At 70.6% G+C, this 22,515-nt stretch carries 17 protein-coding genes, 3 tRNA genes and 1 pseudogene; 14 read left to right on the top strand and 7 right to left on the bottom strand.

The window, feature by feature from the left end; genetic code table 11:
• Nucleotides 1–458: 458 nt before the first annotated feature.
• Entirely contained in the window at nt 459–1,130 is a 672-nt protein-coding gene (locus WBG99_RS22775; protein WP_338898087.1) for a bifunctional DNA primase/polymerase, read from the top strand.
• Nucleotides 1,121–1,194, top strand: a tRNA-Lys gene (locus WBG99_RS22770). The genes WBG99_RS22775 and WBG99_RS22770 overlap by 10 nt, the downstream gene beginning before the upstream one ends.
• 60 nt (nt 1,195–1,254) lie before the next feature.
• On the opposite strand, the gene WBG99_RS22765 is transcribed toward WBG99_RS22770, so the two are convergent.
• The gene (locus WBG99_RS22765) at nt 1,255–2,616 is read right to left on the bottom strand and encodes a M6 family metalloprotease domain-containing protein (RefSeq protein WP_338898086.1); all 1,362 of its coding nucleotides are present in this window, start codon (nt 2,614–2,616) and stop codon (nt 1,255–1,257) included.
• 387 nt (nt 2,617–3,003) lie between these two features.
• Between WBG99_RS22765 and WBG99_RS22760 the strand changes: the two genes are divergently transcribed.
• Nucleotides 3,004–4,872: an EAL domain-containing protein gene (locus tag WBG99_RS22760; protein ID WP_338898085.1), complete on the top strand. Its 1,869-nt coding sequence runs from the start codon at nt 3,004–3,006 to the stop codon at nt 4,870–4,872.
• Here WBG99_RS22760 and WBG99_RS22755 read toward each other — a convergent pair.
• The 3 genes from WBG99_RS22755 to WBG99_RS22745 all read right to left on the bottom strand — a co-directional run bounded on the left by WBG99_RS22755 (nt 4,863) and on the right by WBG99_RS22745 (nt 7,698).
• Nucleotides 4,863–5,978 carry an LLM class flavin-dependent oxidoreductase gene (locus WBG99_RS22755; RefSeq protein ID WP_338898084.1) on the bottom strand — a complete coding sequence of 372 codons (1,116 nt, stop codon included), beginning with the start codon at nt 5,976–5,978 and terminating at the stop codon, nt 4,863–4,865. The genes WBG99_RS22760 and WBG99_RS22755 overlap by 10 nt on opposite strands.
• 182 nt (nt 5,979–6,160) lie before the next feature.
• Nucleotides 6,161–6,892 (bottom strand): decarboxylase, encoded by a 732-nt coding sequence (locus WBG99_RS22750; protein WP_338898083.1) that lies wholly within the window; start codon nt 6,890–6,892, stop codon nt 6,161–6,163.
• Nucleotides 6,889–7,698, bottom strand: a complete 810-nt coding sequence (locus tag WBG99_RS22745) for a decarboxylase (protein ID WP_338900444.1) — start codon at nt 7,696–7,698, stop codon at nt 6,889–6,891. The genes WBG99_RS22750 and WBG99_RS22745 overlap by 4 nt, the downstream gene beginning before the upstream one ends.
• A 229-nt stretch (nt 7,699–7,927) precedes the next feature.
• On the opposite strand from WBG99_RS22745, the gene WBG99_RS22740 reads away from it, so the two are divergent.
• Both WBG99_RS22740 and WBG99_RS22735 read left to right on the top strand, forming a co-directional pair.
• Nucleotides 7,928–8,887: a D-2-hydroxyacid dehydrogenase gene (locus WBG99_RS22740; RefSeq protein ID WP_338898082.1), complete on the top strand. Its 960-nt coding sequence runs from the start codon at nt 7,928–7,930 to the stop codon at nt 8,885–8,887.
• A 20-nt stretch (nt 8,888–8,907) separates the two neighbouring features.
• Nucleotides 8,908–10,326 carry an amidase gene (locus WBG99_RS22735; protein ID WP_338898081.1) on the top strand — a complete coding sequence of 473 codons (1,419 nt, stop codon included), beginning with the start codon at nt 8,908–8,910 and terminating at the stop codon, nt 10,324–10,326.
• A 139-nt stretch (nt 10,327–10,465) separates the two neighbouring features.
• Here the strand turns inward: WBG99_RS22735 and WBG99_RS22730 are convergent, their stop codons facing one another.
• Entirely contained in the window at nt 10,466–10,960 is a 495-nt protein-coding gene (locus WBG99_RS22730) for a DUF3830 family protein (protein WP_338898080.1), read from the bottom strand.
• Nucleotides 10,961–11,155: 195 nt separating this feature from the next.
• Here WBG99_RS22730 and ehuB point away from each other — a divergent pair, with 195 nt between their 5' ends.
• The 6 genes from ehuB (at nt 11,156) to WBG99_RS22700 (ending at nt 15,885) form a co-directional block, all read left to right on the top strand.
• Nucleotides 11,156–12,091, top strand: coding sequence for an ectoine/hydroxyectoine ABC transporter substrate-binding protein EhuB (ehuB, locus tag WBG99_RS22725; RefSeq protein WP_338898079.1), 936 nt, complete (start codon nt 11,156–11,158; stop codon nt 12,089–12,091).
• Nucleotides 12,088–12,906: an ectoine/hydroxyectoine ABC transporter permease subunit EhuC gene (gene ehuC, locus WBG99_RS22720; RefSeq protein WP_338898078.1), complete on the top strand. Its 819-nt coding sequence runs from the start codon at nt 12,088–12,090 to the stop codon at nt 12,904–12,906. Before ehuB ends, ehuC begins: the two co-directional genes overlap by 4 nt.
• Nucleotides 12,903–13,553, top strand: a complete 651-nt coding sequence (ehuD, locus tag WBG99_RS22715; RefSeq protein WP_338898077.1) for an ectoine/hydroxyectoine ABC transporter permease subunit EhuD — start codon at nt 12,903–12,905, stop codon at nt 13,551–13,553. Before ehuC ends, ehuD begins: the two co-directional genes overlap by 4 nt.
• On the top strand, nt 13,543–14,364 hold the full coding sequence (ehuA, locus tag WBG99_RS22710; protein WP_338898076.1) for an ectoine/hydroxyectoine ABC transporter ATP-binding protein EhuA: 822 nt from the start codon (nt 13,543–13,545) through the stop codon (nt 14,362–14,364). Before ehuD ends, ehuA begins: the two co-directional genes overlap by 11 nt.
• A gap of 214 nt (nt 14,365–14,578) precedes the next feature.
• Entirely contained in the window at nt 14,579–15,337 is a 759-nt protein-coding gene (locus WBG99_RS22705) for an IclR family transcriptional regulator C-terminal domain-containing protein (RefSeq protein ID WP_338898075.1), read from the top strand.
• Nucleotides 15,338–15,811: 474 nt separating this feature from the next.
• Nucleotides 15,812–15,885, top strand: a tRNA-Lys gene (locus WBG99_RS22700).
• A 263-nt stretch (nt 15,886–16,148) separates the two neighbouring features.
• Here the strand turns inward: WBG99_RS22700 and WBG99_RS22695 are convergent.
• Both WBG99_RS22695 and WBG99_RS22690 read right to left on the bottom strand, forming a co-directional pair.
• Nucleotides 16,149–17,294, bottom strand: coding sequence for an SPFH domain-containing protein (locus WBG99_RS22695; RefSeq protein ID WP_338898074.1), 1,146 nt, complete (start codon nt 17,292–17,294; stop codon nt 16,149–16,151).
• 151 nt (nt 17,295–17,445) lie between these two features.
• Nucleotides 17,446–17,691: pseudogene (locus WBG99_RS22690) on the bottom strand (peptidoglycan-binding protein); the annotation flags it as partial.
• Between the two features lie 341 nt (nt 17,692–18,032).
• Here WBG99_RS22690 and WBG99_RS22685 point away from each other — a divergent pair.
• The 3 genes from WBG99_RS22685 to WBG99_RS22675 all read left to right on the top strand — a co-directional run bounded on the left by WBG99_RS22685 (nt 18,033) and on the right by WBG99_RS22675 (nt 22,513).
• Nucleotides 18,033–18,109 (top strand) — tRNA-Lys (locus WBG99_RS22685).
• A 472-nt stretch (nt 18,110–18,581) separates the two neighbouring features.
• Nucleotides 18,582–20,579, top strand: coding sequence for a glycosyltransferase family 2 protein (locus WBG99_RS22680; protein ID WP_338898073.1), 1,998 nt, complete (start codon nt 18,582–18,584; stop codon nt 20,577–20,579).
• On the top strand, nt 20,576–22,513 hold the full coding sequence (locus WBG99_RS22675) for a kelch motif-containing protein (RefSeq protein WP_338898072.1): 1,938 nt from the start codon (nt 20,576–20,578) through the stop codon (nt 22,511–22,513). The genes WBG99_RS22680 and WBG99_RS22675 overlap by 4 nt, the downstream gene beginning before the upstream one ends.
• The last annotated feature ends 2 nt before the right edge of the window (nt 22,514–22,515 follow it).

The raw sequence follows: 22,515 nt of genomic DNA, 5'->3' as shown, positions 1-22,515 counted from the left end.
TCGCCGGGTGCCGCCGCGCCCGCCCTGCCGCATCGCGCCAGCGGTGCGGCAGGGCGGGTCTGGGGGCGGCCGGCTCTCGGCTCCGCTGCCGGCCGTCAGCGCGGACAACCCCGGCAGCACGCCGGCGGCGGTCGGGCGCGGGCACCCCCGACCTCCCGACGCCATCGCCGCCCGACCGCCGCCCGCGGTCAGGGCCGGAGCCGGAGTCAGGGCCGGAGTCAGGGCCGGGGCCGGAGTCGAGGCCGGAGTCGGGGTCGAGGCCGGAGTCGGGGTCGACCAGAACAGCCAACCAGGCCGCGCCGTTGCACGTGGCTGGAGTGCGCGCGCCGGGAAGAACCTCTCCGGGTAACACCTCCTGGCATATGCCGGGTGGGCAAGGTACCCCACTTGCCCACCTCCCGTACCCGTTTCGGGCAACCGCCCGGGGTCGGGTGGTCACACGCGGTAGATCTGGACGCATGAGCGGTGGAGTGGAGACGGGCAGGTACCCGCACGGCGGGGGCGATGTCGCGTGGGTCACGGCGGACGGGGCCGCTTGGCTGGCCTCGGCAGGAACGTATCCGCGGAGCACCTTGACGTTGTGGGAGGAGCGGCCGACGGCGCCCGTGGTGCTGTCGTGCGGGACCGTCTTCGACGTCGTCAGCGTGCCGACGGTCTTCGGGCGGCGGATGCTCGACCGGTTATGGGAGGAGGGGCCCGGCTCCGGACCGGTCGCCGTCTACCGGGGGCGGATGCTGCTCTTCGCCTCCCCCGGCACCGCCCACCGGCTGCCCACCCTCCTGGAGTGGGAGGAGTGGGGCTCCCCCGGCCGCACCGACGCCGTCCCGCCCCTCCTCTGCCACGGCACCGGCGACGCCGTCACCGTCCCCGCCGTGCGCCACACCGGTGACCTCGACCCCACCAGCGGTATCGGCGAGACCGGTGACGCCGACGCGGCCCGCACCACCCGGATCGAGTCCCGCTGGCTCGTCGCGCCCGACACCCGGCGCCCCTGGCTGCCGGGGCCCGAGGTACTGCTCTGGGCGGCCGTCCGGGCGGCCCGTGCGCATACCTCCGCGACCGTACGGGTATCGATTTTTCCTCCCGCCGATCAGGGTGCTAAGGTCTACGACGTCAGCAGGCGCCGCTAGCTCAGTTGGTTAGAGCAGCTGACTCTTAATCAGCGGGTCCGGGGTTCGAGTCCCTGGCGGCGCACGACACGGAAGAAGCCTCTCGCCTTCGCGAGGGGCTTCTTCCGTGTCCCGGCACACCGGCCTACCGCCCCGTCGTGATCCGCACCGTCCACCCCCCGGACGCCGTGCGCCCCTCCACCTCCACCCGTACGGCCTCCCCCGGCACCGTGAAGCTCTCGCCCACGCCCACCGGGGCGTCCGCCAGGGGCGGGTAGACGGACGCCTCCCCGCAGGACTCGGTGTGGGGGTGGGCGTCCAGCACCTCGATGGGGCCGGTGCCGGACTCGGCGCCGCTGCGGATCCGGTAGACGAGGACGCCCTGGGTGCAGACGGAGGCGTCGTTGCCGACAGCGCCCCGCGCCTCGATACCGAGCGCGCTGTCGGGACCGGTACGGACGACCGCCAGCTTCGTACCCCGGCCGGCACCGAAGCCCCGCACCCCGGTCATCACCCCGGCGCCGCCGACAGCGAGCCCGTCACCCGCACCCGCTCCCGCACCCGCACCCGCGTTCCCCACCTCGTCGACCCGCCCTTCATCCCTCGGCCCCGCCCCCACCGCCTCCAGCGTCAACCGCGTGCTTCCCGTCCCCCGTACGCACGTCACCTGGCGTGGCTCCAGCCAGCCGAGTTTCCACTTGTGCCAGGCGAACAGGTCCGGGGCCAGGGCGAACTGGCTGCCCATGAGGTCCCAGTCGCCGACGTGGGTGTCCCAGTCGCCCTTGCCGTCGACGGGGCGGTGGTAGAGGTCGGGGAGGTCGAAGACATGGCCGGTCTCATGGGCGAGGACGAGGCGGTCCGGCGGGTGCCGCTCGAACACGGTGACGACCCGGCGCAGGCCCGCGCCGTCGACCTCCAGCGGGGTTTCGAGGTTGACCACCTTCGTCGCGTCCGAGTCGACGCCGGGCGCGTGGGGGTCGGCGACGAAGTACACGATGTCGTAGCGGGAGAAGTCGACGTGCGGGTCGGCCGTGGCGAGCGCGTCCCTGAGGTAGGCGGCCCGGTGTGCCGCGTTCCAGTCACGCCGTATGGCGTACGCCGTCGAGGGCTGCGGCATCTCCAGCCACTCGCGGCGCGGATGCGGGTGGAGGGCGAACTTGCCGTAGGAAGCGCGTTCGAAGAACTCGCTGGTGGCCGGAAAGTGGTCGGCGGTCAGCTCGTCCGGAGTGGTGAGAGGGGTCGCGTCCGGGAATGACAAGAACACGAGTACGGCGTCGAGGGCGCGGGTGGGGCGTGGATACGCGGAGTTCCAGGTGTCGAGGCCCTCCGAGTGGTGCGCCTGGGTACGCCGCAGCACGCACACCTCCGACAGCGGTACGGCGACCGAGGGCGCCGCGATCAGGGAGGTCGCCGCGAGCGCGGTCAGGGAGGTGAGCATGGCCGCTGTACTGCGCAGAGTGGGCGCCCGGTCGCCGAGGGCTTCCTTCCAGGGGAGCGGACGCTGCACGGAGACCTCCGGATGCGGATCTTGGGGACACGCGTCCAGATTTTCGGAGTTCGTAGCACTTTGCCCTGTTTGCCTGCACCAGAAGGGTGAGGAGAGCATGAACAGAAGTCGGATGGACTCCGGCCGCCGACACCCCGGATGCTTACGGAACGTCACAAGCGGTCGACGGAGCGGGGAAGCCGTTCAGCAAGGGGCAGAAACGATCTGTCGGATCAGGTCGTTGTTCAGGGAGACTGGAGAGTGGCTAGAAGGCTCTGGGGCCAGCCTCTATGATCGGCACACTTTCCTGCACGGACACGGCTTGAGCGCCCTTACGTACGTGGTTCGGCCGCTCCGACGAGACACATGAGATCCGTACGAAAAACGAGTGCACTGCGGGAGCGAACGGTGAGCGGAACGTCCCAAGGGCCGGCGCCCGCGGCAGACCTCGTCCGGCCGGCGATTACAGAACGTCACGCCAATGCGTCAGTTCAGCCGGGTGAGGAGAGTCCCACCACCCCTGCCGCCTTCTCCGTCGCGCCGCTCGCCATGGCCGTCGTCGACCGGGACGGACTGGTCGTCACCGCCAACGGGGCCATGGGGACGCTGCTCGGGACGGGCGCGGAGAGCGCGGAGGCGCTGGCCGGGCGGGTCGCCGCCGAGCTGGTGGACCTGGCCTCGGACACCCGCATCCGGCACGCGTACCGCGAGGTGCTGTGCGGACGGCAGGCCCGGCTGTGCTGTACGCGCCGTCTGAAACAACCCGACGGGACCTGGCTCTGGGTGCAGGTCTCGGTGGCGCCGCTGCCCGAGGAGGAGCGGGCGGTTCTGCTCTCGGTCACCGACATCAGCGCCAACCGCCGGCTCCAGGCCCGGCTCCGCCATCTGCAGATGCACGACCCGGTGACCCGGCTCCCCAACCGCACCCTCTTCTTCGAACAGCTCTCCGCCGCTCTGGAACGGGACGCGTACGACGAGGCCGGGACGGGCCGGACCGGCCTGGTCTACCTGGACCTGGACGGCTTCAAGGCGGTCAACGACACCCTCGGCCACCGGGTGGGCGACCAGCTCCTCACGGCCGTCGCCGAGCGGCTCACCCGGTGCGCCGACAAGGCCGCCCTCCACCGCACGGCGGGCACGGCGGCCGGGGCTCCGCTGGTGGCCAGACTCGGCGGCGACGAGTTCGCGCTGCTCGTGGAGGACTCCACCGGAACGGAACAACTCGCCGACCTGGCCGACTCCGTCCTCAAGGCCCTCCAGCTCCCCTTCGACCTGTCCGGTCAGCGGCTGTCCGTCTCCGCCTCGATCGGGGTCGTCGAGCGGCAGTCGGCGAGCACGACGGCGACGGGACTGATGCAGGCCGCCGACACGACGCTGTACTGGGCGAAAGCCGACGGCAAGGCCCGCTGGACGCTGTTCGACCCGGAGCGCAACGCCCACCGGATGACCCGTCAGGCCCTGTCCTCCACGCTGCGGGCGGCCGTGGGCCGGGGCGAGTTCGTCCTTGAGTACCAGCCGCTCGTGGGCATGGCGGACGGCGGGGTGCGCGGGGTCGAGGCGCTGGTGCGCTGGCACCACCCGCAGTTCGGCGTGCTGGCGCCGAATCGGTTCATCTCACTGGCCGAGGAGGACGGTTCGATCGTCCAGCTCGGGCGGTGGATTCTGGCCACCGCCTGTCGGCAGGCCCGCCGCTGGCAGATCGACCACCCCGACCGGGCGCCGATCTTCGTCAGCGTGAACGTGGCCGTCCGCCAGGTCTGGGACTCCGACCTGGTCGCCGACGTCGCCGAAATCCTCGCGGAGACCGGCCTCGCCCCGCATCTGCTCCAGGTGGAGCTCACCGAGTCCGCGCTCATGGGCTCCGCCGGCCGCCCGCTCCAGGCCCTCAGGGCCCTCAGCGACATGGGCGTCCGTATCGCCATCGACGACTTCGGCACCGGCTACTCCAACCTCGCGTATCTCAGCCGGCTCCCGGTGTCGGTGCTGAAGCTGGACGGGGCGTTCGTACGGGGGTTCCAGTACGAGAGCCCGCAGGAGGGCGGGACCGGGGAAGACGGACAGCCCAACCCCGCCGACGAGATCATCGTCGAAGCCCTCGTCCAGCTCGCCCACCGGCTCGGGCTGACCGTGACCGCCGAGGGCGTGGAGACCGACGCGCAGGCCTCCCGGCTGCGCCGGCTCGGCTGCGACACCGGGCAGGGGTGGCTGTACTCCCGCGCGGTACCGCCGGAACGGATCGCGGAGCTGCTGGGGGCGGCGGCCTGTCCTCAGGCCTGAGGAGCGCCCCCGGCTGCCGGCAGGCCGTAGGCGTCCGCGATCAGCTCGTACGAGCGCAGGCGCACGTCGGGGCTGTGAGCGTGCGTGGTGAGCATCAGCTCGTCGGCGCCGGTGCGCTTGCGGAGGTCGTCGAGGCGGGTGCGGACCTCCTCGACGGTGCCGTGGAGGACGTCCGCGTTCCAGGTGTCGACGAAGTCCTGTTCGGCCACGCTGAACTCGTGCGCCTCGGCCTCCTCCGGGGTGGGGACGAGGCCGGGGCGGCCGGTGCGCAGGCGGACCATGTTCAGAGCGGCGGCCCTGACCTGGCGGCGGGCCTCCTTCTCCTCGTCCGCGGCGAGCGCCGAGACGCCGATCAGCGCGTACGGGGCGTCGAGGACCGGCGAGGGGCGGAACGACTCGCGGTAGAGGTCGAGGGCGGGGATCGTGTTCCGCGCGGAGAAGTGGTGCGCGAAGGCGAAGGGGAGGCCGAGGGAGCCGGCCAGGCGGGCGCTGAAGCCCGAGGAGCCCAGCAGCCAGACAGGGGGGCGGTGCGGGGACTGGAGGCCGCCGGGTGACGTGCCCTGGATCGGGCCCGGGACCGCGTGGACACGGCGGTAGGGGTGGCCGTCGGGGAAGTCGTCGTCCAGGAAGCGGGTCAGCTCCGCGAGTTGTTCCGGGAAGTCGTCGGCACCCTCGCGGATGGGGGTCCCCCCGGTCGAGCGGCGGAGGGCGGCGGCGGTGGCGCCGTCGGTGCCGGGGGCGCGGCCGAGACCGAGGTCGATCCGGCCGGGGGCCATGGCTTCGAGGGTGCCGAACTGCTCGGCGATGACCAGGGGAGCGTGGTTGGGGAGCATAACGCCGCCCGAACCGAGGCGGATGCGGGTGGTGTGGGCGGCGAGGTGGGCGAGGATCACCGCCGGGGAGGACGAGGCGACGCCCGGCATCGAGTGGTGTTCGGCGACCCAGTAGCGGTGGTAGCCGCGGCGCTCCGCCTGGCGGGCCAGGGTGACGCTGGTGCGCAGGGCGTCCGTGGCCGTGCGTCCGGCGCCCACGGTGACCAGGTCGAGGACGGAGAGGGGGACGGGGGCGGCGCCTTGGGCTCCGCCTCGTATCTCGTCTGCGGTCACGGCTGGTGCCTCCTGCTGGGCGTGTGGCATCGGGGTACGAGATGCCGCAACAGGAGGGAGTCTCCGGTTGTTCCCGGACCGCGGGTCTCGTCGTGGCCGGTCCGCCCACGTGTCGCAGCCGCGCGGGGACACGGCCCCGCGCCCCGCACGAGCGAGAAGCGGGGCGCGGGGCGGGCCGGTGGTCACATCTGCACGATGGGTTCCCTGGTGAACAGGGCGCCCAGTTCCGGCGCGTTCACCCTCCTGTCCGTCAGCCTCAGGGCCTCCCAGACGGTGACCTGGTTGGCGGTGAGGACCGGTTTGCCCATTTCCTTTTCCAGGGTCGGGATGTGGGAGGCGGTGTGGAGGGCGGTGTCGGGGAGGAGGAGGGCCCGGGCCTCGGGGTGGTCGGCCGACCGGGCGAGGGCGAGGATGTCCTCCAGGCTCCAGGTGCCGACCTCCGCCGCCGTGATGATGCCGGCGCCCCGCACGGAGAGGACCTCCACGCCCGCCGCCGCCAGGAAGTCGACGAACAGGCGGGCCACGTCGTCCGGGTAGGTCGCCGCCACGGCCACCCGGCCGGCACCGAGCTCGCGGGCCGCGTGGGCGAAGGCGAAGGAGGCGGAGGAGGCGGGCAGGCCGGCGGCGCGGGCGAGGGCGCGGATCTGGTCGTGGGCGCCTTCGTAGCCGTAGACGAAACTGCCGCTGGTGCAGGCCCAGACGACGGCCTCGGCGCCGGACAGGCGGAGGGTCTCGCAGCCGGTGGCCAGCCGTTCGGGGGCGCCCATCTCGCGCAGGGCGTCCACGCGGTGCGCGTCCTCGCCGATGTCGGTGTGCACCAGGTCCAACCGGACGTCACTGCCCAGCAGTTGCTCCATGCGCGGGTAGTCGTCCTCGGCGGAGTGGCCCGGGTAGAGGAAACCGAGTGCGGTCATGCCCAACCTTCCTGTTCTTCCGGCAGTACCGGCGGTGGCGGTACGGATCCTCGGCCGAAGGTCTGCCTGGCGGACTCGTCGAGCAGAGCCTGGTACGGACCCACCGCCCGAGTACCCAGGTGACGCAGTGCCGCCCATATCGTCACCTGGTTGGCCGAGATGACCGGCATCCGCAGTTCCGCTTCCAGCTGCGGGATGACGTCGTACGTGGGCAGGTTGGTGCAGGAGATGAAGAGGGCGTCCGGCGCGGTCGGGCCGACGGCGCGGCGGGCCATGTCGACCACATCGCGGTAGGGGACCTTCCAGATGTGCCGGACCAGGCCGAGCGAGGCGCGGCCGGTGACCATGACGCCCGCCTCGGCCAGGTACCCCTCCAGGGACCGGGTCACCGAGACGGTGTACGGGGTGACCAGCGCGACCCGGCGCACGGCCAGCTCGGCCAGCGCGTCGAGCAGCGCGCCCGAGGTGGTGACGGCGTGCGCGGCGCCCGCGCGGGTCATCGCCTCTCCCATCGCCCGCTCCCCCGCGATCCCGCCGACGAAGCTGCCGCTGGTGCAGGCGTAGGCCACGACCGCGGGCGCGACCTCGTTCAGGGCCCGTACCCCCTCGTGGAGCGTTTCGTGCTCGGAGACCAGCCGGGCCAGGTCGAGACTCACCTCGACCGGGACGTACGGGGTCCGGGTCAGATGGAGGGAGACGTCGTCCGGGACCCATCGCCACAGCTCGCGGTCGAGGGCGAAGTCGAACGGGGCGATGACACCGACGCCGCGCTGCGGCCGGGGTCCACCGAGGAAGGAGACGTTCATGACAGCCACCGGCCTCACGGAAAGAGATGGGCGGACGACAGACCGTGCGCAAGTCCGTGTTGACGAAGGTAGGTTCGGGTGCGAGCGTGGTCAATCAGTGCATGTCACAAGCATCCCGCGGGGCCGACCGAGCCGCTTCCGTCAGTGAGGGAGCGGTGCGGGGCCGGCTCCGGACGTACGACGGGCGGTTTCGCGCGTCCATGACCTCGACGGAGGTTCACGCAGGCCTATGACCTCGACGCACCGACCCCACCTCCTCGTCCTCGACGCCGAGCCGCGCCCCCGGCTCGGGCGGCTCACCGGGCGGGCCACGATCGAGTACGCCGACGCCTCGACGCTGGCCGAACGGCTGCCGTACGCCGACGTGCTGCTGGTGTGGGACTTCGCCTCCCGTGCGGTCCGGGACGCCTGGCCGGGCGACGGGCCGCGACCGCGCTGGGTGCACACCGCGAGCGCGGGCGTGGACCATCTGCTGTGCCCCGAACTCGCCGCCGACGACGACACCGTGGTGACGAACGCGCGCGGGATCTTCGACGAGCCGATCGCCGAGTACGTCGCCGCGCTCGTCCTGAGCATGGCCAAGGACCTGCCGCGCACCTGGGAGCTGCAGGGGCGGCGGGAGTGGCGGCACCGGGAGTCGCTGCGGGTGGCGGGCGGCCGGGCGTGCGTGGTGGGCTCCGGGCCCATCGGGCGGGCGATCGCGCACCGCCTCAAGGCCCTCGGGCTCCACACGGCCCTGGTCGGACGGGTCGCGCGCGCCGGCGTCCACGGTCCCGAGGAGCTGGACCGGCTGCTGGCCCGCACCGACTGGGTGATCGTGGCCGCGCCCCTGACTCGGTCGACCCGTGGCATGTTCGACGCCCGGCGCTTCGGGGTCATGCAGCCGTCCGCGCGCTTCGTCAACGTGGGGCGTGGCCAGCTCGTCGTGGAGGACGCCCTCGTGGAGGCGCTGCGGAAGCGGTGGATCGCGGGGGCGGCGCTGGATGTCTTCGAGCGCGAGCCGCTGGGCCCGGGCGACCCGCTGTGGGACGTGCCCGGTCTGATCGTCTCGCCCCACATGAGCGGGGACACGGTGGGGTGGCGGGACGAACTCGGCGCCCAGTTCGTGGAGTTGTTCGAGCTGTGGGAGGCGGGAAAGCCGCTGCCCAACGTGGTCGACAAGCGGCGCGGGTACGTGCCCGGGCACTGAACCGCCCTGAGAGGAACCGGATGCCGGAACTGACGGAACTGTCCGCCGTACGACTCGTGGAGGGCTTCCGCAAGGGCGAGTTCAGTCCCGTGGAGGTGACGCGCGCCGCCCTGGAGCGGGCCGAGCGCGTGCAGCCGGAGGTTAACGCCTTCGTGCGCGTCGACGCCGAGGCGGCTCTCGCGCGGGCCCGGTCAGCGGAGGAACGCTGGCGGCGCGGTGAGCCGGCCGGGGCGGTGGACGGGGTGCCGGTGACGGTGAAGGACATCCTGCTGATGCGGGGCGCACCGACCCTGAAGGGCTCCAAAACCGTTTCGGCGAAGGGGAGTTGGGACGAGGACGCGCCCTCCGTGGCCCGGCTGCGGGAGCAGGGGGCCGTCTTCCTGGGAAAGACCACGACGCCCGAGTTCGGCTGGAAGGGCGTCACCGACTCGCCGCTGAGCGGGGTGACGCGGAATCCGTACGACCTCTCCCGCACGGCCGGGGGTTCCAGCGGGGGCGCCGCGGCGGCCGTCGCGCTCGGCGCCGGGCCGCTGGCGCTCGGCACCGACGGCGGTGGCAGTGTGCGTATCCCGGCCGCCTTCTGCGGGGTGTTCGGGCTGAAGCCCACGTACGGGCGGGTGCCGCTGTATCCCGCGAGCGCCTTCGGCACGCTGGCCCATGTGGGGCCGCTGGCCCGGGACGCCGCGGACGCCGCGCTGCTGCTCGACGTGATCAGCGGGCCCGACGCGCGCGACTGGTCGGCGCTCGGGCCCGCGTCCGGGTCCTTCGTGGACACGCTCGCCGGTGGGGTGCGGGGGCTGCGGGTCGCGTACTCGGCCTCGCTGGGCGGCCAGGTCGCCGTGCAGCCGGGCGTCGCCCTCGCCGTGCGGCGGGCCGTGGAGGCGCTGGCCGGGCTCGGGGCGTACGTGACCGAGGCCGACCCCGACTTCTCCGATCCCGTTGAGGCGTTCCACACGCTGTGGTTCAGCGGGGCGGCCCGGGTGACACAGCGGCTCGGGGCGCGGCGGCGGGAGGTGCTGGACCCCGGGTTGCGGGAGATCCGGGAGATCGGGGCGAGGGCCTCCGCGTTGGACTACCTGGCCGCCGTGGATGTGCGGATGGACCTCGGACGGCGGATGGGGGCGTTTCATGAGCGGTACGACGTTCTTGTCACGCCCGCGTTGCCGGTGACGGCCTTCGAGGCGGGGGTGGAGGTGCCGCGCGGGGCGGGGTACCGGCGGTGGACGGGGTGGACGCCGTTCACGTATCCGTTCAACCTCACGCAGCAGCCCGCGGCGAGTGTGCCGGTGGGGGTGGACGGGGGCGGGCTGCCGGTGGGGCTTCAGGTGGTCGCGGCCCGGCATCGGGACGATGTGGTGCTGCGGGTGGGGCACGCCTTGTACGAGGCGGGGGTGGCGGGGGTGGCTCCGCCTTGCTCGCGCAGTTCCCCGCGCCCCTGAAACGCGCGGTTCCCCGCGCCCCTGAAGGACGGCCCTGGCGGGCCGGAAAGCACGGGGCGCGGACCCTGCTTTTCAGGAGCGCGGGCAACCGCGCGACCAGCCCCCGATCACCCGCAGACGGACAACCCGCCCCGGGACGTCACGCTCGGCGGAATGTCAGCGTCTCCCCCAGCGCGCCCGTACGCCACAGGTCGTTGCACGCCTCCGCCATCTCGTCCAGTCCCTCGATCACCTGGCCCCAGACGATCCCCGGCACCCAGCCCACGTCGCCGTTCAGGAGGAGGTTGTTGCGTTCGTAGAAGAGAGCCAGGTCGACGAGGGTGGTGCCGGGGCGGACGTCGCGGTCGTAGCCGTAGGCGTCGGTGGCCAACTCGGTGCCGGCGAAGGAGAAGTAGCAGAGGTCGCCGGGGATGGGGGTGACGGTGGGGTTCTCCAGGGGCGGCTCGTGCGCGGCGAAGGGCGGGAAGAGGGCGTAGATCTCGTTGCGGGCGTACTTGGCGTGGTACACGTCACCGGCCAGGGGCAGGGCGTCCCATACCGCCGCGCAGGTGACCGGCGCGCGGTCGTCGAGCAACCGGGCCGTGCAGCGGACCCCTCGGCGGTCGAGCGTGACCTCGACACGGCGTTCCGCCATTGACGCCTCCTCACGTCTCCCGAGAACCCCTCGGAACTCTCCAGCACGCTTCAGCACTCGGGAGCGGTCCTGAGCACTCTTCCCGGGTCGTCTGCCCCCGCCGGACGCGTCTGAATCGGACGCGCCTCGATGCGCCCGCGAGAAAGACCGGAAAAAACTGGCATGGCCATCGGCGTCTCGGGTAGCCGCGCGCCCATGGTTCAAGTGCAGGCACACGACGAGGACTCCCGACGGACAGGCAGACCCGGCATACCCCGCCGCACCCTGCTCACCGGCGCCGCCGCCCTGGTCACCACGGGCGCGGTGGTCGGTGCGAGCAGCGGGTGCAGCCGGGTGGCCACCGCCGACACCGGCGACGGTGGCCAGTTGTTGGAGCAGCTCCGGGCGAAGGGCACCGTACGGCTGGGCATCGCGGGCGAGCAGCCGTACGGCTATATCGACAGGGACGGCGAGATCACGGGCTCCGCCCCGGCCATCGCGACCCGCATCTTCCGCCGACTCGGCGTCGAACACGTCGAACCGTTCCCCACCGAGTTCGGTTCGCTGATCTTCGGACTGAACTCACTGCAGTTCGACGTGGTCGCCGCAGGTATGTACATCAAACCGGACCGCTGTGAGCAGGTGCTCTTCGCGGACCCCGAGTACCAGATGAAGGACGCCTTCATCGTGCGCAAGGGGAATCCGAAGAACCTGCGCACCTACACCGACATCGCCCGGACCGGGGCCCGTATGGCGACCGGTATCGGCTACGCGGAGATCGACTACGCCAAAGAGGCCGGGGTGAAGAAGATCGACACCCTGCCGGACCAGCTGGCCGGTCTCCTCGCCGTCGAACAGGGCCGGGTCGACGTGTTCGTGGGCACCGCCGTCACCGTGCGGAACGTCGTCGAGCAGACCGGGAGCACGAAGGTCGAGGCGACCGACGAGGTCACCCCGTACGTGGACGGCGAACCGGTCATCGACGTCGGCGGCTTCGCGTTCCGGCTGCCGGAGCGGAATCTGCGGGACGCCTTCAACCGCGAGCTGCACAAGATGAAGCGGAGCGGCGAACTGCTGGAGGTCATGCGGCCCTTCGGGTTCTCGAAGGACCAGATGACCGACATCACGGCGGAGGAGAAGTGCCGCTCATGAGTGCCATGAACGAGGTGAACGCCGCCGGCTTCCTCGACGACCTCAGCTTCAGCTCGGGTCTGTGGGAGCTGATCCTGCGCGGCGTGTGGATCACCGTCCAGCTGACCGTGTACAGCGCCGCCCTCGGCGCGGCCGTCGCCTTCGCCGTGGGGATCGCCCGTTCGCACCGGCTGTGGATCGTGCGGTTCGTGGCGGGCGCGTACTTCGAGATCTTCCGCGGCACCTCCGCCCTGGTCCTGATGATCTGGGTGTTCTTCGTGGTGCCGCTGACCCTCGGCTGGCAGCTCGTCCCGATGTGGGCCGCCGTGCTCACCCTGGGCTGCACCTACGGCGCCTACGGCTCGGAGATCGTGCGCGGCGCGGTGGCCGCGGTGCCGGCGGCGCAGCGCGAGGCGGGGGTGGCGCTGAGCTTCACGCCCGGCCAGCGGCTGCGGAAGATCGTACTGCCGCAGGCCTGGCCGGAGATGGTGCCGCCCTTCTGCAACCTGCTGATCGAGCTGCTGAAGGGCACGGCCCTGGTGTCCGTGCTGGGCGTCGCCGACATCACCTTCGCCGCCCAGTTGGTGCGCAACGCCACCGGGCAGAGCGCCCCGGTGTACACGGTGATCCTCGTCATGTACTTCGTCCTCGCCTTCCTCATCACCCGGGTGATGAGGCAGGTCGAACGGCGGGCCAAGGCCGGCATCGGCCGGGCCCCCGAGAAGGGCGGCCCCAAACCGCGCAGGGCGGTCACCGGACGCCCCCAGGACCTGGCCGGAGCCGGTGGCACAGCCGGAGGAGCCGCCAAGACATCCGCTCCCGGAGGTGCCTCATGACGTGGAACTGGTCCACCCTGGGCGACTTCATGCCCGCCTTCTGGGACGGCGTACTGGTCACCCTGCAGGCCCTGCTGTGGGGCTCGCTGCTCGCCTTCTCCCTCGGCCTCGTCTGGGCCCTCGCCCAGCGATCACCGCTGAAGGTGGTGAGCTGGCCGGTCAAGGCGGTCACGGAGTTCATCCGCAACACCCCGCTGCTCGTGCAGCTGTTCTTCCTCTTCTACGTGCTGCCCGAATGGGGTCTGACCCTCTCCCCGCTGGCCACCGGCATCCTCGGCCTCGGGCTGCACTACTCGACGTACACCGCCGAAGTGTACCGCGCCGGCATCGACGGTGTACCCACCGGGCAGTGGGAGGCGGCGACGGCGCTCAGCCTGCCGCGCTCGCGCACCTGGACCTCGGTGATCCTGCCGCAGGCGCTGCGCCGGGTCGTGCCCGCCCTCGGCAACTACGTCATCGCGATGCTGAAGGACTCGCCGATGCTGATGGTCATCGGTGTGCTGGAGATGCTCGGCGAGGCACGCCAGTTCGGTTCCCAGACCTTCCAGATGAACGAGCCCATCGTGGCCGTCGGCATCGCCTTCATCCTCATCGCCTATCCCGCCTCTCTTCTCCTGCGAGCCCTGGAGCGTCGTCTTGTCCGCTGACACCCCGCTGATGAAGGAACCGGACTCCAACACGGGCGGTGACCCGGCTGACGCGGGCACCCCGGCCTCGGCCCGCTCCGAGCTGATCCGGTTCGAGAACGTGACCAAACGATTCGGCGGCAACACCGTCCTAGACGGTCTGGACTTCTCCGTCGACGCCGGCAAGCACGTCACGCTGATCGGCCCGTCCGGCTCCGGCAAGACGACGATCCTGCGGATGCTGATGACACTGGTCAAGCCCGACGAGGGCACGATCACCGTCGACGGGCAGCGGCTGTTCCCTGCGAGCGACAAGCAGTGCCGGGAGGTCCGCAAGAACATCGGGATGGTGTTCCAGCAGTTCAACCTCTTCCCGAACATGAAGGTGCTGCGGAACATCACCGAGGCGCCCGTCACCGTCCTCGGGCTGTCCAAGGACGAGGCAGAGGCGCGCGCCCGTGAGCTGCTCGACATGGTGGGTCTCGCCGACAAGTGCGACTCCTACCCGTCCCAGCTCTCCGGCGGGCAGCAGCAGCGGGTGGCCATCGCCCGGGCGCTGGCGATGCGTCCGCAGGTGCTGCTCCTCGACGAGGTGACGTCCGCGCTCGACCCCGAACTGGTCGCGGGCGTACTCGACCTGCTCAGGGACATCGCGCGCACCACCGACATCACGATGCTCTGCGTGACCCACGAGATGAATTTCGCCCGGGACATCTCGGATCAGGTTCTGATGTTCGATTCTGGCCAGGTCATCGAGTCAGGCAGCCCGGAGAAGATCTTCGGCGACCCTTCGCACGAACGTACCCGGGAGTTCCTCGGCGCGGTCCTCTGACTACGCCGAGTGAACGCGTACCCGCGAGGGAATGCCCGAGGTCCGCTTGCCGGGCCATGCCTCTGACATATGCCAGAGTGCTGGTCCGGCAGCTGAGGGGCCCGAGGGTTTGCGGATTTTCTCGCGAACAACCCCTCCGCGTACCGCTCTTGGGCCGTATCGTGGGAGACGGCAAGCTGTCCGACAGACGGCCCGAGAAGCGCAGGGGGAAACCGTGGCGCTCAAGCACGAGCCGACCGCGCCGTACCACTCGGCCCAGAACGCACTGCGCGTCCTGGAGACGGTGGCGCGGCACGCAGGTGGCGTCACCGACGCCGAACTGGCCCGTCGTACCGGCGTCGGCAGCGAGCGGTTGACCGCGCTCCTGCGGATGCTGCGCCGAGAGGGGTACGTCGAACAGACCACCGACGGCGCCTACGTCACCGGTGCCGCACTCGCCCGGCTGAGCTCCGCACAGGGGCATGACCAGGCCCTGCGCGAGCAGCTCCAGCACACCCTCGACCGGCTGCGCGACTCGGTGGGCGCCGCCGTCTACGTCACCCGTTATCTGGACGGGGAGATCCAGGTCACCGGCTGGGCCGACAGCCCGGCGTCCCCGGCCGTCCACGAGTGGGTCGACTTCCGCTCCTCCGCCCACGCCACCGCCTTCGGCAAGGGCCTGCTGGCCCAGCTCGACCTCAACGGCCGCCGCGACCACCTCTCGCGCCACCGCCCGGCCCGGCTCACCGCCCGCACGATCACCAGTGAGAAGGTGCTGCTGAGCAAGCTCGACGCCCAGACACCCACGGTCCCGGTCCTCGACCTCCAGGAGTACGCGCCGGGCACGGTCTGCGCGGCCGTCCCCATCACGGCGGGCTCGGCCGTCGGCTGCCTGGCCCTGTCGCTCCCGCTGGCCCACGCCCACCGGCTCCGCGCGGCGGCGAACACGCTGAACCGGGGAGCGACCCCGGTCCTGCTCTCGTTGGCGATCTAGAAGGCCGATGAAGATCTTACTCCGGCCGCCCGGCTCGCCCCGGATCGCCCCGGATCGCCGGTAAATGTCAATCGGCGTGAATGCGTGCAAGCCGGGCGCAATTTCAAGATCTTCAGGGCGCTTCTAGGGCGTGTTTCGAAAGTGGCGTCGTCCGCCCGGAGGGCGGGGCTCGCGGCGTCTGGTGCGGTGCATCGCAAGGCGGAGGGTCGCCCGCGCACCGGGCGTACTCGGGCGATCCCGACAACGCGGGGAGGTGCCGTGCCAGGCGTCGCGAGCCAGACGGGACTTTCGAACACGCCCTGGTGCCGCGGCGGGCGACGTCTGCGCGACGGGACGAACGTCGCCTGCCGCGGCACTCGACATCCAGGGGCTTTCAAAGATCCAGCTCACGTTCAACTGGTCGAGGGCACCCCTGGGGACCGGGTACTATTTTCCCTGTCGCCGGCCGCCGAAGGCGGAGGGGCGACAGAGTCCGCGCCGCTAGCTCAGTTGGTTAGAGCAGCTGACTCTTAATCAGCGGGTCCGGGGTTCGAGTCCCTGGCGGCGCACAGGAACGAGGGCGAGGCACGTTCGCGAACAACGCGAACGTGCCTCGCCCTCGTCGTTGTCGCACGGCTCCGCCGCGCGTTGTGGGGGCTCCGCCACCCACACCCCCCTGCCGCCGCGCGGACCTCAGCCCCGCAGGTAGGCCGGCACCGGGAACCTACCCGCGCGGAGCCCCCGCGCGGCTCAAGGGACGCTCAGATCATTTTCCGTAGCCGGGTGAATCCGTGTGCGTCACGGCAGGCGCCGGGAGACTTTCGGACGGGGTTCACGGCGACACTTCGCGCCGCCCCGCGTAGAACGCCACCGTCAGGTCCTTCACCAGCGCCTTGCGCTCGTAGTCGTCCAGTTCGACCAGGCCGCGCAGGGTCAGCCGGGTCACCGTGTCCTCGACGGAGTCGACGAGGGAGGTGAGCACGGTGTCGCGGTGCTGGGCGTCCAGCGCGGCGATCCGGCGGCGCTGCATCACGGCGGCCACCTCGGGCGCGTACTCGATCCGCGTCGGCTGGGCCGAGAACACCTCGATCCCGACCGGCGCCGTGTCAGCCACCATCAACCGTGTCAGCGTCTCGCCCACTACCTCCGTGTTACGCAGGGACACGTCTCTGACCAGCGCGTTCGGCGGCGCGTCGGCCGGCAGCCGCGACAGCACCCGGGAGACCGCCGCCTCCACGCACTCACGCAGGTACCGCTCGTGGTCCTCGATCCCGAGCAGCGCCCGCGCGGTGTCCCTGACCCGCCACGCCACGAGCACGACGACCCGCAGCGCGACCCCGTTCGCGTCGACGGCCGCCATCGGCTCGCTGCGCCAGTGCCGCAGCCGTACGTCGACCCGGCGGCGCAGCACGAGCGGGTTCACCCACAGCAGGCCGGTACGGCGGACGGTCCCCCGGTACCGCCCGAACAGTCCCAGCACCCAGGCCCGCCCGGTCCGCCCCCGCGCCAGCCCGCCGAACCCGAACAGCGTCAGGGCCCCCGCTCCGGCGTACGCCGCCCACTGCGCCGGCCCGAGCCCGGCACCCGCGTACGCGGCGGGCAGCCCCAGCGCCCGCGCCGCGAGGCCGGGCAACACTCCGGCCCACCACGAGGTGAGGACGCATCCGGCCACCCCGCACGCCCCGCCCAGCACTCCCACCGCTCCGGGCAGCACCCGCGCCGGCCGCTCGACCAGCTCCGGGTCCGTTTCCACGGCGGGCCGCGCCTTCACCGCCCCCGGCCCCCGCCGCACCCTCGGCTGCTCCCCCGTCCCCCGCCGCCGGCCCACGACCGCGGGCGTGACCGGCACGGACACCGGGGCGGGGTCGTCCCGGAACAGCAGGTGTACGGGGATCTCGGTCGTCGCCTCGTTCTGGATGAGCCGGGCGGGCCGCGCGGGCCCCTCGGGCTCCGGTGTGTGTGAGGTGGTCGTACTCATACGTGCCTCCGTGCCTCCGCGCAGGAAGAACCGTGGTGAGAGTGATGAGCCGGGTCGGGTGGCGTCGAGGAAGGTCGGGCACGGCCCGGCGGGGGGGTGCGGGCGCCGTGTGCGTCCCGGGCGTCCTGGCGCCTCCCGGGCGTCCCGGGCATCAGGAGAACAGGCGGCGCCAGGTCTCCGGGCCGGGATAGCCGTCGGCCGCACCGCCGCGCCAGCCCTGGGACCGCTGGAACTCCTCCACGTTCCGCCGGTCCGACTCACCCCAGCGCGGCCCCGGACCCGAGGTGTAGTACCTGCCGAACCCCTTCTCGACCAGCTGCTGCCCCAGCCGGGTGACATGGGCGTTGTCCGCGCCCGGTCTGAACATGCCGCGCCCCGGATAGCCGGGGACGCCGTGCGGGGCGGGCGCCCCGGGCTGGTCACAGGGAGCGGAGTACGGCATGACCCGCCGCCAGTGGACACAGCCGGGGCATTCACAATCGCTCCCCGGATCGATCTCCTCGAATACCGGAGTCTCCATGCGATTCCCCTCGCGGGCCGGGCGAAGAATTTCACGCTTCTGCACGATCGCCAGTTTCTCAACTGTCGCCCTTTGTCGCATGCTGACGGTCCAAACGATGTACGGGCCGGCCCGCCGGGGGAATGCCGCAGGGAGCGGGCGCGCCGACGGCGGACGAGTGGGTGGGCGGGGCGGCGCGGTCAGGAGCACCCTTCCTCCTCCGGTAAAGTTCTCCCCGCGCGCCGCTAGCTCAGTTGGTTAGAGCAGCTGACTCTTAATCAGCGGGTCCGGGGTTCGAGTCCCTGGCGGCGCACCACCAAAGAGGCCTCCCGTGAAAGCGACACCGCGGGGGGCCTCTCCGCATGCGCACGCGCCCCCGTGCGCCCCCGTCCCCTTCGCTCCCTCCCGCTCCTCACGACCCCTCCGCGGATACCCCAATAGTCATGCTTGACCGGTAAACGTCGTGTTTCGCATCTTGTGATCAAGATGGACACCATAGAACCCTGAGTCGTAAGAGACTGCGGATACATGGCAGTCCGGGGGAACTCGGGCGGTTTGCGCTCCGGGGTGGGGAGATCTTAGGCCCTCGGCGACGCTCGCGAGGCACGCGTCCGCGAACAGGTGCCGGAGGGGCATCAATGCAACCGGAACGCCGCCGCCCCGTGTCTCCATGGTGTAGATCACATGGTGACGATGTCCCATTGATGCGTCCGTAACGGTCGAGGGGGACCTAATCGGACGTAAGACCGACGAACACACACACGATACGTGTGCGGGGGGAATGACCCATGACGTCCACGCCGACGGGCGCCCGGCATAACATCGATCCATCCGACACCACCCGGCTCAAGGTGCCGTCGCACCGGACAGGGGCCTTCCGGAATCTCGGGAAGACACTTCCCAGATACGACTACGAGCACTACAGCCGACTCGCGGGGCCCCTCACGCAGCCCGACCCGACCCGGCCCTACGAGGTGCGGTACCGGTCCCTGATCTCCCAGGAACCGCACCGCATGAGGGTCGCGCTGATGCTGGCCGCCGCGCCGTTGCTCTCCCTGGTCCTGCTTGCCTGGCTGCTGCAGCAGGAGCACTGGACCAAGCGGGACCACGTCGAGTACGAGTTCCTGCCCGCCCTCGACATGGTCATGCTGGTCTCGATCGGTCTGATCGAGTTCTTCCGCTGTATGAACGTGCTGTCGAACGCGCATGCCACGCTGGTCGCCCGCGACCCGATCCCGGTGGTGCCCGAGACCGGCACCAGAGTCGCCTTCCTCACCTCTTTCGTGCCCGGCAAGGAGCCACTGGAGATGGTGACGAAGACCCTGGAGGCCGCGGTCAGGATCCGTCACCGCGGACTCCTTCACGTGTGGCTCCTCGACGAGGGCGACGACCCGGACGTGAAGGCGGTCTGCGCGCGCCTCGGCGTGCGTCACTTCTCCCGCAAGGGAGTCGCGAAGTGGAACCGGCCCAAGGGCCCGCACCGCACCAAGACCAAGCACGGCAACTACAACGCCTGGCTGGACGCGCACGGCGACGACTACGACTTCTTCGCCTCGGTCGACACCGACCACATCCCGCTGCCCAACTACCTGGAGCGGATGCTCGGTTTCTTCCGCGACCCGAACGTCGGCTTCGTCATCGGCCCCCAGGTGTACGGCAATTACGACAACTTCGTCACCAAGGCCGCCGAGTCCCAGCAGTTCCTCTTCCATGCGCTGATCCAGCGCGCCGGCAACAAGTACGGCTCCCCCATGTTCGTCGGCACCTCCAACGCCGTACGGATCAGGGCGCTCAAGCAGATCGGCGGGCTGTACGACTCGATCACCGAGGACATGGCGACCGGCTTCGAGATCCACCGCCACAAGAACCCGGCGACGGGCAGGAAGTGGCGCTCGGTGTACACCCCGGACGTGCTCGCGGTGGGTGAGGGGCCCAGCGCCTGGACGGACTTCTTCACCCAGCAGATGCGCTGGTCGCGCGGGACGTACGAGACGATCCTGAAGCAGTACTGGAAGGGCTGGTACTCGCTGCCGCCGAGCAAGCTCTTCAACTACACCATGATGATCATCTTCTACCCGATGTCCGCCCTCAACTGGATCCTCGCGGCGCTGAGTTGTGCGCTGTTCCTGGGCCTGGGCGCCTCGGGGGTGAACATCGACCCGACGGTGTGGCTGATGCTCTACGGCAACGCCTCGGCACTGCAGATAGGCCTGTACGTCTGGAACCGCCGGCACAACGTCTCCCCGCACGAGCCGGAGGGCTCCGGCGGTGTGGCGGGCATGGTCATGTCCGCGTTGTCGGCGCCGCTCTACGCGAAGGCGCTGATCGACTCCGCGCTGCGCCGCAAGAGCAAGTTCGTGGTCACGCCCAAGGGGGACTCGGCGAGCCCTGACAGGTGGTTCGCCACATTCCGGTACCACTGGTACTTCATCGTGATCTTCGGTGGCTCGATCGCCGCCGGCTTCGTCCTCGGCAACTCCCACCCCGCGATGATCATCTGGGCCACGTTCGCCATGCTGATCACCGCCCTCCCCATCGTCGCCTGGCGCTACATGCTGCGGCAGGACAGGAAGAAGGCCGCCGCCTCGGCCGCACTGCAAGGCTCCATGGCGGCGCCGCCCCCGGCGGCTCCCGCGCCACACGCGCCGCCACTCGCGTCGCACGCCCCACCCGCGCCCCACGCCCCCCAGCACAAGCCGAGCTGGGCGGCGTCCGGTTCGGGCAGCGGGGGTAGCGACCAGACCATGCAGATCGCCCTGGGCGGACTTGGGGGTCGTAAGGAATGAACGACCGTGCAGGCCGCCGCCGCGCCCGCCGCCTCGCGATCGGCGCGGCGGTGGTCCTCGCGCTCGCCGGGATGAACGGGCCGTGGCTGTACCGCTTCAGTACCGAGAAGTACCACGAGTACAAGATCAACAGACCCGAGTACAAGGCCGCCAACGGGCACTGGCAGATCGTGGAGTTCCCCGAGAAGTACCGGCAGAACACCATCCACGCCGCCCTGTTGCACACCGGCAAGGTCCTGTTGATCGCGGGCTCGGGCAACGACGCCGACAACTTCGACGCGAAGAAGTTCGACACCCGCCTCTGGGATCCGGTACAGCGGACGATCAAGCGCGTGCCGACCCCGGCCGACCTGTTCTGTACGGGGCACACCCAGCTGTCCAACGGCAATCTGCTGATCGCGGGCGGCACCAAGCGCTACGAGAAGCTGAAGGGCGACGTCACCAAGGCCGGCGGCCTGATGATCATCCACAACGAGAACCCCGACAAGGGGATGAGGGTGAAGGCCGGTACCCGGTTCGTCGGCAAGGCGAACGGCAAGACGTTCGTCCTGAAGGACACCATCGACATCAAGAAGGCCGAGAAGACCTTCGACCCGGACACCGGGAAATTCACCGGCAACAAGCCGGGGATCGCACGCGCCTATGTCGAGGCCGAGAAGAGCGGCAGGAGGTACGAGACCGGCACCGAGGACAACTACCGGGTCGTGGGCCTGAAGGGCGCCGACGCCCGCAACACCTACGGCATCGCGCAGAAGCTCGCCCTCGACAAGAAGGACTTCCAAGGCATCAAGGACGCCTACGAGTTCGACCCGGTCGCCGAGAAGTACATCAAGGTCGACCCGATGAACGAGGCACGCTGGTACCCGACCCTGACGACCCTCACCGACGGCACGGTCCTCAGCCTCTCCGGCCTCGACGAGATCGGCCAGCTGATCCCGGGCAAGAACGAGATCTACGATCCCGCGACCAGGAAGTGGACGTACACCAAGGACATCCAGCAGTTCCCGACGTACCCGGCGATCTCGCTGATGCAGAACGGCAAGCTGTTCTACTCGGGCGCGAACTCCGGGTACGGGCCCGACGACATCGGCCGTGACCCCGGCATCTGGGACCTGAAGACCAACAAGTTCACCAAGGTCCCCGGCATGAGCGACCGCGAGCTGCTCGAAACCGCCGGCACGGTGCTGCTGCCTCCGGCGCAGGACGAGACGTACATGGTCATCGGCGGTGGCGGGGTCGGCGAGTCGGAGCGGTCCAGCGGGAAGACCCGCGTGATCGATCTGCTGGCCGACGAGCCTCGCTTCGTGGACGGGCCGCGGCTGGCGAAGGGCACGCGGTATCCGCAGGCCTCGATCCTTCCCGACGACACGGTGCTCATCTCCGGCGGCTCGGAGGACTATCGGGGGCGCGGCGACTCCAACATCCTGGAGGCGCGGCTGTACGACGCGAAGAGCGGGGAGATGCGGCGGGTCGCCGACCCGCTGGTCGGCCGCAACTACCACTCTGGGTCCGTCCTGCTGCCCGACGGGCGGGTGGTCTTCTTCGGGTCGGACTCCCTGTTCGCCGACAAGGCCGACACCCAGCCGGGGGAGTTCGAGCAGCGGATCGAGATCTACACGCCGCCGTATCTGTATCAGGACGCTCAGCCGACGCTCTCGGGCGGTCCGAAGACGGTCGAGCGCGGTGGGACGGCGACGTTCGGGACGCGGCACGCCTCGTCCGTCAAGTCGGCGCGGCTGATCCGCCCGAGTGCGTCGACGCATGTGACGGATGTGGACCAGAAGTCCATCGCGGTGGACTTCACGACGTCCGGGGACGAGATCACGGTGACCGTGCCGAAGAACCGGAATCTGGTGCAGTCGGGGTGGTACATGCTGTTCGTGACGGATGACACGGGGACACCGAGCAAGGCGCGGTGGGTGAAGGTGCCGTAGGG

The sequence above is a fragment of the Streptomyces sp. TG1A-60 genome, from assembly GCF_037201975.1.
In the GTDB taxonomy this organism is placed as follows: Bacteria; Actinomycetota; Actinomycetes; order Streptomycetales; family Streptomycetaceae; genus Streptomyces.
This window is presented reverse-complemented; position numbering and strand designations above follow the sequence as displayed.